Origin of the sequence: Phragmitibacter flavus (assembly GCF_005780165.1) — a bacterium.
Classification (GTDB): Bacteria; Verrucomicrobiota; Verrucomicrobiia; order Verrucomicrobiales; family Verrucomicrobiaceae; genus Phragmitibacter; species Phragmitibacter flavus.
Genome location: NZ_VAUV01000028.1, coordinates 1 through 13,804, shown reverse-complemented (window position 1 = coordinate 13,804; position 13,804 = coordinate 1). Strand labels below are relative to the sequence as shown.

Here is a 13,804-nt window from a genome sequence, read left to right as displayed (position 1 = left end):
GCCTTATCCTAACGGCTCCTATCCAAAAATTAATTAGAGCCATATCATCACCCATGAAACCATTGCGACGTTGCTTTTTCCCGACCGTGTTCATTTTCACCGCCTTGCTGTGTGGCAGCACCGTGCGTGGCGATGTGGTGGTGCTGAAATCTGGTCAGCGTTACGAGGGGAAAGTCATCAGTGAAGACGCCACCAGCGTCACGATGGAATACCGGCCGACGCCCAACACACGCGACACCCGTGTTGTCAGCAAGTCTGACATCCAGGAGTTGATTCGTCTGACGCCTTCACAGGCCGAGTTTGCAGAGCGCAAGTTGAGTGAAATTTTGCCGACCAAAGACCTTTTGAGTGCCGCAGACTACGAGCGCATCATTCAGGATCAGGTGCGGAGTTTTGTGAACAAATATCCCGGCACTCCGGAAGCGGAGGAGGCGGAAAAGATCATTGAATCGCTGAGCGAGGAGAAGGAGCGTGTGAGCGAGGGTGAGTTGAAAATGAACGGCAAATGGTTGTCGAAGGAAGACGTGCTTCGTGATGGTTACAACATTGAGGCTTACCGGATCCGTTACACGATGAATCAAAAGGCTGCTGAGAACACGGAGACCCGTTATCTGGAGGCGATGCGTTTGTTCCATGACTTGCAGACCCAGTATCCGGCTTCCCTGTCTTATGTGGATGCGGTTTCAGAGGCGATTGAGATTCTTGATGGCTTTACGAAGCAACTGAATGCGATGCTCGCCGAGGAGCCGATTCTTTCCGAGCGTCGGGCAAACGGGCTGAAGTCCCTTGCCGGACCTGATGCGCAGGCCACCAAGTTTGCGGTGGATTCCGAGATTGCGGCATTCAAAGCGCAGGCGGCGGCTGATAAGAAGAACAAGGTGAAATGGCCGAGTTTTTACAAATATGATGCGGCTTCGATGAAGTCGTTGCTGGCTTTAGTGCTCAAGGAACGCACGACTCTGGGCATTCTTGACGTGGTTGCATTGAAGGAAGAGAACGAGACTTTGACCAGTGTTCTTCGCAATCTGGCGGACGAAAAAGTGGTGCTTGCCAAGCAGCAACTGGATGAGTTGAAGAAGAGCAACCCCATCAACAAAACGGCGGTATCGAGCCTCGAAAAAAAGGCGAGGGAAATCGAGACAGAATTGAAGGAACGCAGCAAGCGCGATGCCGAAGCGAAGGTGGTGGCGCAGACCACCCAATCGATGGGTGAAGAAGGTGAACCCGAGGCGGCGGACCAACAAAATGCGCTGGCCAAGGCCCTGCTTGAGGCTCAGAACAAGAAGGACAAGAAAAAAACTGACGAAGAGACTGGCGATGAGGGCAAGACGGACAAAGCGGATGGAGAAAAATCCGGTCCAAAGATGCAGGTGCAAGAGGATGGGGGCAGTTCGCTGACCGATTACATCCCCTACATCGGTGCGGTTTTGATTGTCATCCTTCTCGTTTCGTTTGTCCTTGGGAAGAAAAAGCCCAAAGAGGGTGAGTAATCTCATGCGGTAGGAGCATTGCAAATTCTCCAGATCGTTTTGAATGCGGCATGCCAACTAGGGCGTGCCGCATTTTTTTGCACTTTGTCCCGGCGGCGGTTGACGCAACGCTGGGATGGGGGTTATTGGATGACGCTGCCATGAGTGATTCCCGCACCTCGAAGATTGATCGTAAAACCGCCGAGACCGACATCTCGATCTCAGTGAATGTCGACGGGTCAGGCAAATCAGAGATCGATACCGGAGTGGCATTCTTTGACCACATGCTGATCTTGTTTTCCAAACATGGACTGTTTGATCTTCAAGTGAAGGTGATTGGAGACATCGAAGTGGACTATCACCACACGGTGGAAGACACCGGCATTGTGCTGGGGCAGGCATTTCGTGAGGCGCTGGGTTCGAAGAAGGGCATCACACGTTATGGCTCCTCGTTGCTGCCGATGGATGAGACCCTGGCGCAGGTGGCGATCGATCTGAGCGGGAGACCGTTTGTGGTGTTCATCGCGCCGGAGCGGGTGGACACGATTGGTCAGGCCTTTCATTTCCAACTGGTTGAAGAGTTCGTGCGCGGATTTGCCAACGCCTTGATGGCGAACGTTCATGTGGAGATTCGTTATGGCAAAGATGCTCACCACATGGCGGAGGCAATTTTTAAGGGAATCGCGCGCGCATTGGATCAGGCGACTCGTATTGATCCAAGGGTGACGGGCGTTCCAAGCACCAAGAACGTGCTGTAATTTTTTCTGGAATTAGTGATCATGGCAGACATCAAGATAGGGATCCTCGACTATGGCGCGGGCAACTTGCGCAGTGTGGTCAATGCTTTTGTTGCGATTGGACATGAGGCTGAGTTGGTGCGCAGTCCTGGTCAATTTGCCAATCTTGATTTGCTGGTTTTTCCTGGGCAGGGATCTTTTGGAGATTCGGTGAAGCAGCTTCAGGCGGCCAATCTGTGGGTGCCATTGAAGGTTTGGCTGGAGCAGAAGCGCCCTTATTTTGGGATTTGCCTGGGTTACCAGTTGCTGTTTGAGGGGAGCGAAGAAAGTCCGGGAGTTGAGGGATTGGGGGTTTTTCGGGGTCAGGTGCGCCGGTTTTCGAAGCAGGCGGGGTTTAAGATTCCGCACATGGGATGGAACGGGGTAAAGTTTACCAACCCAGAGAACCCGGCGTGGGCGGGAATGGAGGTGGGAGAGACGTTTTATTTTGTGCACTCGTTTTATCCGCAGCCGGAGGATCGAAATCTGGTGGCGTGTGAGACGGATTACATGTCACCTTTTGCCAGTGGCATCGCAGCGGAAAACTTGTTGGCGGTGCAGTTTCACCCGGAGAAGAGCCAGCAAGCGGGGCTGCGGTTGCTGCGCAATGCAGTGGATTGCCTGGTGCCGTTGGAGTTGCGTTTGCCCGCCATGGCGGTCGAGAGTTGAGCCACGCCGACCGGCCATTCGGCAAGTCGGGTTAGAACCGTCAGTTTCGAGCGAGCTGCAAGAAGCGTTGTTCTTCAGGGAGCATGGTGGACTTTTCGGGGATCTGATTGGCAATACTCCGGGCCTGGGTGTCGATGCCTGCGGCCTTCATGATGCCGCACAGAACGGCACCCTGGCCGAGTGAGAGATCGCTGAGGTTGATGCGTTCGAGATAGCGGGTGGCGCTCTTGGGGTCCATCTGGCGGGCGAGGGCCAGGGCCATGATGAGTTTGCGCTGGGAATCATCGGGGCGAGCATCAATGAGTTTTTGTGCCTGTTTGATGGCGCCTTCCATTTCAATGCCGGAGAGCAGTGAAGCATAGGTGACCCGCTCCAGAAAGAACTGGTTGTCGGGCCAGCGCCGTGCGGTTTCGCCTGAAGCATCCATGAAGCCTTTCGAGTTGCCGTTTTGGTAGGTGAGGCGCAGCAAGCCGTCATAGGCGTCGCGCTCAAGGTGATTGTAGGTGGTGGCGGCGCGAAAGGCCTGTTCAGCGGCAAGCGGGTGGCCACGGACTTCTGCATAGCCTGCAATTTTCATGACCAGATCGGCGCGGCGTTCATTTTGCGCGGCGAGCAGGGCGTCGACCATTTTTTCATTCAGTGCTTCTTCTCGCACGCCCTTGATATAGGCGAGATGCATGAGGTAAAAAGATTTTTGTGCTTGGGTCAAGCGGGTGCGCGGGTCCTTGATGAGGCGTTCGAGGGCGTCGTGTCGGTTGAGCACGGTCAGCGCGTTCAGGTAGTTTTCCAGAAGCGGGATGTAGTCAATGACCTGATCTTCACGTAGGAAGTCGAGTAGTTTCTCGGCGTAGGAGTGTTCCTTTTGAGATTCGATGGTGATCCAACGGGCCAGAGGCACCAGATCTTCGCGTTTGGTGTTGGCGCGTGACTTCATCGCGTCGTCGATGATTTGTGATTTGCGCTCTGGGTAGAGGTTGGCGAGTCGGCGGAGCGCGGCAACGCGGTGCTCTTCTTCGGCCAGGGGATGTTTTTCGAGAAGGGTGATGAGGCGTTCGATGTCGGAGTTCGAGGTCAGTTTGAGGTTGTCGAGGAACTCGATGGCTTTGAGCCCGGTTTCCTCCTGGCTCTCCGCCAGTTTCCAGAGACGCTCAATGGCCATGGTTTTGTCTGATGCATCACCAAATTGAATCTGGCGGACGGACAGCACGAGTTGGGTGCGGAGGTCGTCGGGATGGGCCTCGACATAGGTCTTGAGCACTTCAATGAGCTGCATTTTTTGTCCGGTGTTGGACATGACCTGGTCGGCCACTTCCACAAGTTCCCGGGTGGGGGCATTGTTGGCGAGAAGCTGTTGGATGCTTTCGGCGGCAGACTTGTCTTCACGCAAGTTGGACATGGCGCGGATTTCAAGAATCTGGTCGTCAAGCGTCATTTCGCCGGAGTCACGCAGCTTGTCCCAGAGGAAACGGGCTTCATTGCGTTTCATCATGGTGGCGAATCGGGCGAGGGAACGGATGGCGTTGGGATTCTCAGGCGAAAGCTGAAAGGCTTGGTTGGCGAGGTTGAGGGCGTCGACATACTTTTTCTCAGCCTCCATGGCCTTGGAGCGTTCGACGAGAGATTCGGAGCGATGATTTTGGTAAAGGCCGTGCCAGTTGCCGGCGTTCATGACGACAAAGACGACGAGGCCGATGCTGAAGGCGATGATGAGGGACCCGGCAACGACCCGGGCGGTGTTGCTCTGGCGGTCAAGATCGGCCAGCGTGGGCGGAAACATCCAGTGCCAGAAGGCGACAAAGGGACGCCAAAGCAGAAACGGTTTTTTTTGCTGGAGGTGTGGATCTTGGGTGCTGAGCATTCGCGGAAAATGGGGGCGTAATCGAAGCTTCAGTGTATCGGACTCGGTGGCTTCTTGCAATAGGCTTGGCACCGCGACGATGACCACTCGTCGCGGTGTGTTGGAAGGTAAGACTAGTGCTTATGGTCGTGATCGTGACTGTGGTCGCCGAGGGCGTATTCGGGATGGCCGGAGGTGGGGCACTTGTCGAGATTGAGGTTAAATTTTTCGGTGACGGCCTTGGCTTCGGCATTGGAGCGGATTTGCACGACCGTCGGATTATTGTTGCCGTCGGGGATGGTTTGTTCAGAGACGAGTTTTTCGCCGTCTTTGACAAAAGTCAACTTGACCGGCTTCTTGCGGGTTCCGGTGGTGACGGTCACAACTTGGGTGGTGGGGGCGACGACTTTGTCTTTGTCGTTGAGGAAGCGGATTTCAATTTTCTTGTCCTTGTTGACGAAGAATTCGGCATGAGGATCAACTTCGTGCAGGATTCGTCCACCGGTGGGACCCACTTCGGCCTCATGTTTGTGATCGTGGTCGTGATCGTGGTCATGCTTTTTGTCTGCCGCGTTGCTGAAGCTGAGGCTGGCAACAAGCAGGCCAAGGGTGAGGATGGTGGATTTCATAGGGTGGGTGTGTTTGGTTTGATTTAGTTTGGACAAGGTTGGCACTGAGTTATTCATGATTAATGAGCGGCGGGGGCATTTAGTTCAATGGAGCGCAACGCGGCTTTGCGTCCGATGAGGTTGAAGATGGCTGGGGTGACCGCGAAATCGAGGAGGGTGCTGGTGACGAGGCCGCCGACGATGCAGACGGCTACCGGGTTGAGGATTTCCTTGCCCGGTTCACCGGCGGCGAGGACGAAAGGAATGAGGGCAATACCGGCGGAGAGGGCGGTCATGGTGACGGGGACGACGCGTTCGAGGGTGCCGCGTTCGATCATTTCTCGGCTGAACGTCTCGCCTTCGTGCTTCATGAGGTGGAGATAATGGGAGATCATCATGATGCCGTTGCGGGCGGCGACACCGCCAACGGCGATGAAACCGACGAGGGTGGCGATGTTGATGTTGTCGATGAGCAGCCAGGTGAGGGTGAGGCTGCCCATGAGCGCTAGGGGCAGGTTGACGAGAACTTGCAGGGCGAGGACGAGGCTGCGGAAGTAGCTCCAGAGCAGCATGACGATGACGACGAGGACGAGGCTGAAGAGGAGGAGGATGCGTAGGGTGGCGGCTTGTTCGGCCTGAAATTCGCCTTCGTAGCTGATGAAATACCCGGCGGGGAGGTTGAGTTGTTCGGCGACTTTTTGTTGAAGCTCGCGGACCAGACCGCCGGCGTCTCGCTCGGTGGGGGAGATGGAGACGATGAAGCGACGCTGGGTATTTTCGCGGGAGATGTTGTTGGGGCCTTTGGCTTCGTGGAGGTTGGCGATGAGGTGGAGGGGGATTTGGCGTCCGCCGGCGGTGGGGATGGGGAGTTCGCGGAGTTTGGTGGGGTCTTCGCGCCACTCGATGGGGAGGCGGATGCTGAGGTCGATGCTGCGTTGTTCTTCGCGAAGTTGGGCGATGGAGTCACCGCCGAGGAGGGTGGAAAGGGATTCGTTGAGGGCTCCGGGCGTGATGCCGTAGGCGCTGGCACGTTCGCGATCGATTTCGATGCGGAGCTGGGGGATGGAGGCTTGCTGGTCGAGCTTGGCGTCCTGAAGTCCGGGGATGGTTTTCGCGATGGATTGAACTCGGGTGCCGAGTTGGCTGAGCTTGTCGAGATCGGGACCAAAGATTTTGATGGCGACGGGGGCGGTGACGCCGCTGAGGAGGTGGCTGATGCGGTGGGCGAGGGGTCCGGAAAGGATGCTGAAGGAGCCGGGGACGGTGCGAATGCGAATGCGGATGTCTTCGAGAATTTCGGCGTTGCTGCGGGTGCTCACGTCTTTTTTGAAGTCGATGTCGAACTCGACATTGGAGAGCGGGACAACGTGGTCGCTGCGTTCGGCGCGACCGATGCGGCGACCGACGTTATGGATTTCGGGGACGAGTTTTAGTTGTGATTCGATGGCGTCAGAAAGTCTCTGCATTTCGGGGAGAGAAGTTCCTGGTGCTGCGGCGGTGGTGACGATGACGGTCTCTTCGTGAAAGGCGGGGAGGAAGTCCTTGCCCATCAATGGATAGAGCATGAGGGCGGCGCTGAGCATGAAACCGGCGATGACGAGGACAAGGGTGGGTTGGGTGAGGCTGATGCGCAGGAGGGTGTTTTTGAGGAGGGATTTTAAGCTCCGCACGATGAAGCCGTCTTTGTGCTCGACGGTTTTCGCGGATTTGATGCGCATGAGCAGCGAGCAGAGAACGGGGATGGCGGTGAGGGAAACGACAAACGAGGCGACCATGCTGACGATGGTGGCGATGGCGATGGGGCTGAAGAGTCGGCCTTCGACGCCACTGAGTCCAAGCAGGGGGAGGAAGACGAGGATGATGAGGATGGTGGCGTAGAGGATGGAGTGACGGACTTCACTGGAGGCAGAGGCGATGACGTCGAGCTTGGGTCGCGGGGTGGGAAGCAGGGCGTTTTCTTTAAGCCGGCGGAAGACGTTTTCGACGTCGACGATGGCGTCATCGACGACCATGCCGATGGCGACGGCAAGGCCGCCGAGGGTCATGCTGTTGACGCTGAGTCCGAACCATTTGAAGGTGATGAGGGTGATGGCGAAGCTGAGGGGCATGGCCATCAGGGTGATGAAGGTGGTGCGGAGATTGAGCAGAAAAAGGAAGAGGACGATGGTGACCATGATGGCCCCATCGCGGATGGCTTCGCTGAGGTTGCTGATGGAGCGGTTGATGAAGTCGCCCTGACGGAAAAGGACGGTGGCTTCGACGCCTTTGGGGAGCGTTGGGCGGAGTTGGTCGATGGCGGCCTCGATTTGTTCGGTGAGTTTGAGGGTGTCGAAGCCGGGGGCTTTGATGACGCTCATGATGACGCCGGGGGTGCTGTTGACGCTGGCGTCGCCGCGCATGGGTTCGGCGGCCCAGACAACGGTGGCGACGTCGGCGATGGTGATGGGTTGTTGTTTGACGGATTTGATGACGGTGCCGGACAGGTCGGTGAGAGTGGTGGTCATGGCCAGATTGCGGACCATGATTTCCTGGGAGCCGCTGCCGAGGAAGCCGCCGGTGGTGTTGCTGGCGGCTTGTTGGGCGGCAGTTTTGAGTTCGTCAAGGGTGATGCCGAGGGCCTGCATGCGGCGGGGATCGGGCTGAATTTGGGCTTGGCGGACGCCTCCGCCCTGATTGAGGACTTCGGCAATGCCCGGGATGGTTTGGAGTCGGCGGCGAACGGTCCAGTCGGCCAAGGAGCGGACTTCCATGGGGTCGAGTTTCGCGTCGGTGCTGCGCAAACCGATGAGCAAGATTTCGCCCATGAGGGAGGTGACCGGGGTAAGGTAGGGTTCAACGCCGGGAGGCAGGGAACCGCGCACACCCTGGAGACGTTCTTGGACAAATTGACGGGCTTGGTAGATGTCGGAACCCCAGTCGAATTCAGCGAAGACGAGGGAGAGGGAGATGTCGGAAGTGGAGCGAAGACGGTTGAGTCCGCCGATGCCCATGAGGGCGGTTTCGATAGGTTGGGTGACGAGGGTTTCGACTTCTTCAGGAGCGAGACCGGGGGCTTCGGTAAGGATGGTGACGGTGGGTTTGGTGAGGTCGGGAAGGACTTCAACGGGGAGATTACGCAGCGTTTGAGCGCCGCTGATCAGGAGGATCAGCGCGATGACGATGACGAGGGCGCGGTGGTGCAGGGACCAATGGATGAGCTTGTCGAGCATGAGAAGTGGGTTTAGGCGGTAAGGGAGGCGGTAGTGATCAGGGGAGCACACGCATCTTGCGTGTCGTTTTGGGCATCCTGCCTAAAACACGGGGGGGTGGTGCGCCGAAGATATGTGGATGGCGTCAAAGTTTTAAAGCGTGCAGACGTTTGGGTTCTCCGCAAGATGCGGAGAACGACACGCAAGATGCGTGTGCTCCCCAATTTCGGAGCGATGAGTGAAGAGCGGTTCATTTGGTGGTTCTGGCAGCGGAGATGAGCAGAAGGACCAACAAGATGGCGGTGGTGGCCGCAAAGAAGAGGGTGAGGGGGGTGAAGGTGTTGGATTCTCCGTGGTCATGGCCACTTTCGGCGGCGGTTTGATCGGCGGTCTTTTCGGAGCCGTCTTCGTTGTGTTCATGACCGTGGGCAGCGTCGAGTGCTTCTTTCAGGCTCATGGTGCCGCCTCCGGCAAATGCGAGGGGATAGGCACCTCTCGAGACGACTTCATCGGCGGGGAAGAGTCCGCTGAAAATTTCGACGACGTCCTGATTCATTTCGCCGATTTCAACAGGGGTTTTGATGAAGGCGTTGGGGAGGTCGAAGTCTTTGACGTAAACGTGCCGGCTGATGGCGTCGCCTTGCAGGGCGGAGCGGGGGACCGTCATGACGTTTTCGCGCTTGTTGACGATGATGCTGAACTCGGCACGCATGCCGGGGCGGAGCAGGAGGTCGGGATTGGGCACGTGGAAGGCGGCTTCGATGGTGCCGGTTTCTTCATCGGCGTAGGCACCGAGATGGGCGAGGGTGGCTTCGAAGGTTTTTTCGGGAAAGCCCTGAATGCGGATTTTGGCGGGTTGTCCAACTTTGAGCTGAGCGGCGAGGTGCTGGGGGACCTGGGCGGCGGCTTCGACGGTTTCGAGGTTGACGATTTCGATGAGTTCCTGGGTGGGTTCGATGGGTTGACCGATGGCGATGTTCACTTTGGCAATGAGTCCGTCCATGGGGGCCTCGAGCATGATGGTGGGGGGGGGATCTCCAGGCTGGCGGCTTTCGACCCACATGAGTTCCTCTCCTTGGGAAACCTGTTGATCGGGCAGGGCAAGCACGGAGTAGGCGCGACCGGGAATGCGACTGCTGACGATGGCTTTTTTGCCGGGCAGGATTTCGATGTGGCCGAGGGCGAACACGGTTTGTTCGAAGGCGGTCTCGGTGGCTTCGACGGTCTCGATGCGCAGGTTTTTGACGCCGATCTCGTCGAGGACAACGATGTTGGCAGAGGCGTGATCATGGTCCTCGTCATGGTCATGGCCGTCCTCGGTTTCCTGGCCGCTGGCGGAGGCCAGGAGGGAGATGAGAATCAATGGGATGAAAGAGTGTTTCATGAGTAGTAAATCAAAGTTTTACACCGGCCACTTCAAGCAGTCGCATGGTGAGGATGTAGAGGCTGACGGTAATGACGATGCCCACGCCGAGCGCTGGCCAGAAGCCGCCGAGTTTGCTGATTAGCCATGGCATGACGAGGAACATGGGCAGGGTGGGAAGGACGAACCAGAAGGTGCCGTAGGCGTGGCGGCCGATGAGGGCGGCGTCTTTGGTTTCGCTGTAGATCCAGATGAAGGCGAGCAGGGAGGTGAGGGGGAGGGAGTGGATGACGGTCGCCAAGGAGTTGTTGCGTTTGGCGATCTCGGAGATGGCCACGATGATGGCACCGCTGAGCAAGGCTTTGGTGATGAGGTAGAGCATGGGAAGTCGGGTTACTTGGATGAAGCAGGAACGTGTTGGGCGGAGGCGGCTTCGTAACGGATGCGGGCCAGGTGGAAGTCGCGTTGGGCTTCGAGGACGGCAACTTCGAGTTGGAGACGCTGATCGCGAACTTGAAGGACCGTGATGAGGTCGGTCTGACCCGTTTGATAGGCTTGGTCGATGCGGTCGGCTTGTTCAATGACGAGTGGGAGGAGTTGTTCTTTGGTCTCCTTGGCGAGATGAGCGTAGGCCTGCATCTCGTCACGGAGGGCGCTTAGCTCGTGATTGATGGTGGAGTTGAGAGCTTTGGTTTCCAGTTTGGAGCGGATGGCACTGGCATTTTTTTCGGCAATTTCACCTTGATTGCGATTCCAGAAGGGAAGTGGAATGCTGAGTTGGAATCCGATGAATCCAGTGCGGCTGAGTCCATCGGGGGCATCTTCAGCGCGTTCACCTTCCCAGAGAAGTCCGGCTTCGATGTCCTCCCATTTTTTTGACCTGGCCAGGTCGATTTCCTTGAGGGCAGCGTCTTCGCGGAGCAGATGCAGCTGATAATCGGGGCGCTGCTGGCCGCCGCGTTTCGCAGGCAAGACGACGGCAGGAAGATCGCCGCTGATGGTGAGCGTGTCGGTGGGGGCGAGTCCGAGAGTGGGCTTGAGCTGTCCGAGGAGGTTGACGCGGTTGGCTGACAGTTTGCGGGATTCGAGGATGAGGCGCTGGCTGTCGACTTGAGCCTGTGCGGCATCGAGAGGAGAAATTTCGCCTTTGCTGGCTCGATCGCTGGCGAACTGGGAGAGTTCTTTGGCCAGTTCGAGTTGTTGCTGGCGAAGGGTTTGTTGTTGATCAAGCGAGAGAAGCTGCACCGCCAGCGACTGGGCTTCGGCGATCATTTTGCGGGTGGTGTCTAGAACTTCAAGTTCGGCGGCGGCGACGAGTTTCTGAGAAAGGTTTTTCTCTAACCGAAGTCGAGAAGTGAGTGGGAATCGTTGCGAGAGGGAGGTGCTGATGGTGCCTTCTCGGAAGCGGGAGTCGTGATTGAAACCGAGGCCTAGTTCGGGATTGGAAAGTCGGCCGGAACCAAGCACCCGGGCTTTGGCTTCGTCGATGGTGAGTCGGGCCGCGGCGAGTGCCGGGTTGTGGTCAGTGATGCGCCTGGGGATGTCGCCCAGAGACAGGTTGAGGTTGGCGGCGGAAGCGGAGCCGACGAGAAGGGAGCAGAGGAGGGTGAGGCGGAATATTGACATGAGATAGCATGGATGGACTGCGACAGGTCGGAGTCGCGAGCGGGTGATCGAATGGAAAAGGCGGAACGTGCCGCCAAGCGGATCACACCAAAATGACCATGCAATGGGTCACCAACTGCGCATTGGAGGGCGGAATCGGAGGTCGGTCAAATCGAAGGGGAGGGGAAGAAGGGATCGGCGGATGCGCCGAGATAAACTTCATTGCATCGACGCTCAAGATGGCAACGAAGGGAACCGGTGCTGCGGGAGCATGGGCGATCGTTGAGACTTGAAGATCAGCCTCATTGGGTTCGTGCTCGGTAACTGGATGATTGTGGGCATCTTCTTCACTGTCGCAGGAATCGGCGTGAGAGTGGGACTCGCCATGGCAGTGGGCGGCGGCAGTGATCAATGGTTCATCGTGGCATTCACAGATGAAACCAGCACTCATTCCAAACAACTGCGCGCCGATGATCAGAACGATCGTCAGGCTGGCAAACAGTGATTTGGTGAAGGTGGACATGGCCGCAGTTGAAGACAGCGCAGGATGCGACAAAGTCAATGGCTGTTTCGTGTGACGTGGCAGGTGTTGTTTTTGTTCAAAGGTTTTTTGTGGAGGTTTTGCAGAGGCTGTGGCGTAATGGTCAACCATGCACCGGTTCACTTTCAAGAGATCAAGTTGGATGTTGGGATGGTTCGCCCTGGCGGGATCGATGGTGGCCATTGCCGAGGAAATTCCGCCGCCGGTGGACGTTTACATGGGCAGGACGGTTGCGCAGACGATGCATTTTACCGGCGCGAGCTGGTTGGTCAGGCACAAGCGCGATCGCGAAGAGGCGGCGACGTTGATGCGTGAGAAACTGGAGCTGAAACCGGGGATGATGGTTTGCGATTTGGGCTGTGGGAACGGGTATCATACTTTTCCGATGGCGATGTCCGTGGCACCTGAAGGCAAGGTTTATGGAGTAGAAATTCAGGAGCCTTATCTGGACATGCTGGAGGAAAGGGCGAAAAAGCTGGAGGTGAAAAATTTTGTGCCGGTGCTCGGGGCGGTCCATGATCCAAAGCTGCCTGCAGACACCTTTGATATGATTTTAATGGTGGATGTGTATCACGAATTTTCGCATCCGGAGCACATGTTGAAGGCGCTGCACAGGGCGCTCAAACCAGGGGGAAGTTTGGTGTTGGTGGAGTATCGTGCCGAGGATGAGTCGGTGCCGATCAAGCCGGAGCACAAGATGAGCAAAGAGCAGATTTTGAAGGAACTGACGGCCAATGGCTATCAATTAACGAAGGAGTTTAACGAATTGCCGTGGCAACACATGATGTGGTTTAGCCGGGCTGAAGCAAAAGCGCCGTAAGTTTTTGCTGGTCGCGGGCGTTGTTTTGGTCTTCTAATCAAGACCATGTTGCTACGCTCCCTTGCTTTCCTTTTTGTTGGTGCCGCCGTTTATGCTGCCGAACCAGTTACGTTGACGCTGAAAGACTTCACCAGTTTGAAAGGTGAAGCACCGGGGGCTGGTTGGGTGGAGAAGGATGGGATTTTGAGTCGGGAAGACAAAGGTGGGGACTTGAAGTCGAAAGAGACCTACAGCGATTTTGAGCTGGAGTGGGACTGGAAGATTTCAGAGGCAGGCAACAGCGGCGTGAAATACTGGCTTGAGGAGATCAAGGGCAAAGGCTGGCTGGGGGTGGAGTATCAAATTCTTGATGACGACAAACATCCCGACGGCGCGAAGGGGATTGAAGGCAATCGCAAGACGGGCGGTTTTTATGACATCAAGCCTGCTGCAAAAGACAAGCCGATCAATGCTGTGGGCGAATGGAACACGAGCAAGGTGGTGGCCAAGGGCGGCAAGGTGCAGCATTTCTTGAATGGGGTTCTGGTGGCGGAGGCGGACACTCAGAGCGAAGACTGGAAGGCGCACATTGCAGCGAGCAAGTTCAAGGGGATTGAGGGATTTGCCGCAGGCAAAGGGCACATCCTTTTGCAGGATCACAATGACAAGGTGTGGTTCCGCAATATTCGGATCACGAAGCTGTAAATTGTGTTTGGATTGGATGGGCAGGCAGGATGCCTGCTCGACGGCACAGTCTGGAAGTTTATGTGACCGCTCCGCGCTGAAGTTCCCGATCCCGGCAGACAGGATGTCTGCCGCACCCACAGGCTTGCAGCCCATAAGCATATACCTAAAGGTTGAAGTATGCATTGAGCTGGCTATGTTGGCTGATGCAACCGCGAACTTTGGTCGAGGATGAGTGGGAGGTGCTGCGGCACTTTCTTCCTGA

The 13,804-nt window shown here is 56.7% G+C and carries 12 protein-coding genes; 5 read left to right on the top strand and 7 right to left on the bottom strand.

The window, feature by feature from the left end; genetic code table 11:
- The first annotated feature begins 53 nt into the window (after window positions 1-53).
- The 3 genes from FEM03_RS23430 (at window position 54) to hisH (ending at window position 2,914) form a co-directional block, all read left to right on the top strand.
- Window positions 54-1,490 carry a PTPDL family protein gene (locus FEM03_RS23430; protein WP_138088768.1) on the top strand — a complete coding sequence of 479 codons (1,437 nt, stop codon included), beginning with the start codon at window positions 54-56 and terminating at the stop codon, window positions 1,488-1,490.
- 140 nt (window positions 1,491-1,630) lie between these two features.
- Complete coding sequence (gene hisB / locus FEM03_RS23425) at window positions 1,631-2,227, top strand: imidazoleglycerol-phosphate dehydratase HisB (protein WP_138088766.1); 597 nt, start codon at window positions 1,631-1,633, stop codon at window positions 2,225-2,227.
- Window positions 2,228-2,248: 21 nt separating this feature from the next.
- A complete protein-coding gene (gene hisH / locus FEM03_RS23420; RefSeq protein WP_240772887.1) occupies window positions 2,249-2,914 on the top strand; it encodes an imidazole glycerol phosphate synthase subunit HisH in 666 nt (221 codons plus the stop codon).
- A 40-nt stretch (window positions 2,915-2,954) separates the two neighbouring features.
- On the opposite strand, the gene FEM03_RS23415 is transcribed toward hisH, so the two are convergent.
- The 7 genes from FEM03_RS23415 to FEM03_RS23385 all read right to left on the bottom strand — a co-directional run bounded on the left by FEM03_RS23415 (window position 2,955) and on the right by FEM03_RS23385 (window position 12,185).
- On the bottom strand, window positions 2,955-4,772 hold the full coding sequence (locus FEM03_RS23415) for a tetratricopeptide repeat protein (RefSeq protein WP_138088765.1): 1,818 nt from the start codon (window positions 4,770-4,772) through the stop codon (window positions 2,955-2,957).
- Window positions 4,773-4,885: 113 nt separating this feature from the next.
- Window positions 4,886-5,380, bottom strand: coding sequence for a hypothetical protein (locus FEM03_RS23410; RefSeq protein ID WP_138088764.1), 495 nt, complete (start codon window positions 5,378-5,380; stop codon window positions 4,886-4,888).
- A 59-nt stretch (window positions 5,381-5,439) separates the two neighbouring features.
- Window positions 5,440-8,568 carry an efflux RND transporter permease subunit gene (locus FEM03_RS23405; protein WP_138088762.1) on the bottom strand — a complete coding sequence of 1,043 codons (3,129 nt, stop codon included), beginning with the start codon at window positions 8,566-8,568 and terminating at the stop codon, window positions 5,440-5,442.
- Between the two features lie 229 nt (window positions 8,569-8,797).
- Entirely contained in the window at window positions 8,798-9,931 is a 1,134-nt protein-coding gene (locus tag FEM03_RS23400; RefSeq protein ID WP_138088760.1) for an efflux RND transporter periplasmic adaptor subunit, read from the bottom strand.
- A 10-nt stretch (window positions 9,932-9,941) separates the two neighbouring features.
- Window positions 9,942-10,292, bottom strand: a complete 351-nt coding sequence (locus FEM03_RS23395) for a DUF3147 family protein (RefSeq protein WP_138088758.1) — start codon at window positions 10,290-10,292, stop codon at window positions 9,942-9,944.
- An 11-nt stretch (window positions 10,293-10,303) separates the two neighbouring features.
- Entirely contained in the window at window positions 10,304-11,536 is a 1,233-nt protein-coding gene (locus FEM03_RS23390) for a TolC family protein (RefSeq protein ID WP_138088756.1), read from the bottom strand.
- 82 nt (window positions 11,537-11,618) lie between these two features.
- Complete coding sequence (locus FEM03_RS23385) at window positions 11,619-12,185, bottom strand: hypothetical protein (RefSeq protein ID WP_138088754.1); 567 nt, start codon at window positions 12,183-12,185, stop codon at window positions 11,619-11,621.
- Here FEM03_RS23385 and FEM03_RS23380 point away from each other — a divergent pair.
- Both FEM03_RS23380 and FEM03_RS23375 read left to right on the top strand, forming a co-directional pair.
- On the top strand, window positions 12,166-12,876 hold the full coding sequence (locus FEM03_RS23380; RefSeq protein WP_138088753.1) for a class I SAM-dependent methyltransferase: 711 nt from the start codon (window positions 12,166-12,168) through the stop codon (window positions 12,874-12,876). The genes FEM03_RS23385 and FEM03_RS23380 overlap by 20 nt on opposite strands.
- A gap of 45 nt (window positions 12,877-12,921) precedes the next feature.
- Window positions 12,922-13,560, top strand: a complete 639-nt coding sequence (locus tag FEM03_RS23375; RefSeq protein WP_138088751.1) for a 3-keto-disaccharide hydrolase — start codon at window positions 12,922-12,924, stop codon at window positions 13,558-13,560.
- Window positions 13,561-13,804 lie beyond the last annotated feature (244 nt).

Bases quoted from the DNA above. Each gene is read 5' to 3' on its own strand.
- FEM03_RS23430 (WP_138088768.1), top strand. From the start codon at position 54: ATGAAACCATTGCGACGTTGCTTTTTCCCGACCGTGTTCATTTTCACC.
- hisB (WP_138088766.1), top strand. From the start codon at position 1,631: ATGAGTGATTCCCGCACCTCGAAGATTGATCGTAAAACCGCCGAGACC.
- hisH (WP_240772887.1), top strand. From the start codon at position 2,249: ATGGCAGACATCAAGATAGGGATCCTCGACTATGGCGCGGGCAACTTG.
- FEM03_RS23415 (WP_138088765.1), bottom strand. From the start codon at position 4,772: ATGCTCAGCACCCAAGATCCACACCTCCAGCAAAAAAAACCGTTTCTG.
- FEM03_RS23410 (WP_138088764.1), bottom strand. From the start codon at position 5,380: ATGAAATCCACCATCCTCACCCTTGGCCTGCTTGTTGCCAGCCTCAGC.
- FEM03_RS23405 (WP_138088762.1), bottom strand. From the start codon at position 8,568: ATGCTCGACAAGCTCATCCATTGGTCCCTGCACCACCGCGCCCTCGTC.
- FEM03_RS23400 (WP_138088760.1), bottom strand. From the start codon at position 9,931: ATGAAACACTCTTTCATCCCATTGATTCTCATCTCCCTCCTGGCCTCC.
- FEM03_RS23395 (WP_138088758.1), bottom strand. From the start codon at position 10,292: ATGCTCTACCTCATCACCAAAGCCTTGCTCAGCGGTGCCATCATCGTG.
- FEM03_RS23390 (WP_138088756.1), bottom strand. From the start codon at position 11,536: ATGTCAATATTCCGCCTCACCCTCCTCTGCTCCCTTCTCGTCGGCTCC.
- FEM03_RS23380 (WP_138088753.1), top strand. From the start codon at position 12,166: ATGCACCGGTTCACTTTCAAGAGATCAAGTTGGATGTTGGGATGGTTC.
- FEM03_RS23375 (WP_138088751.1), top strand. From the start codon at position 12,922: ATGTTGCTACGCTCCCTTGCTTTCCTTTTTGTTGGTGCCGCCGTTTAT.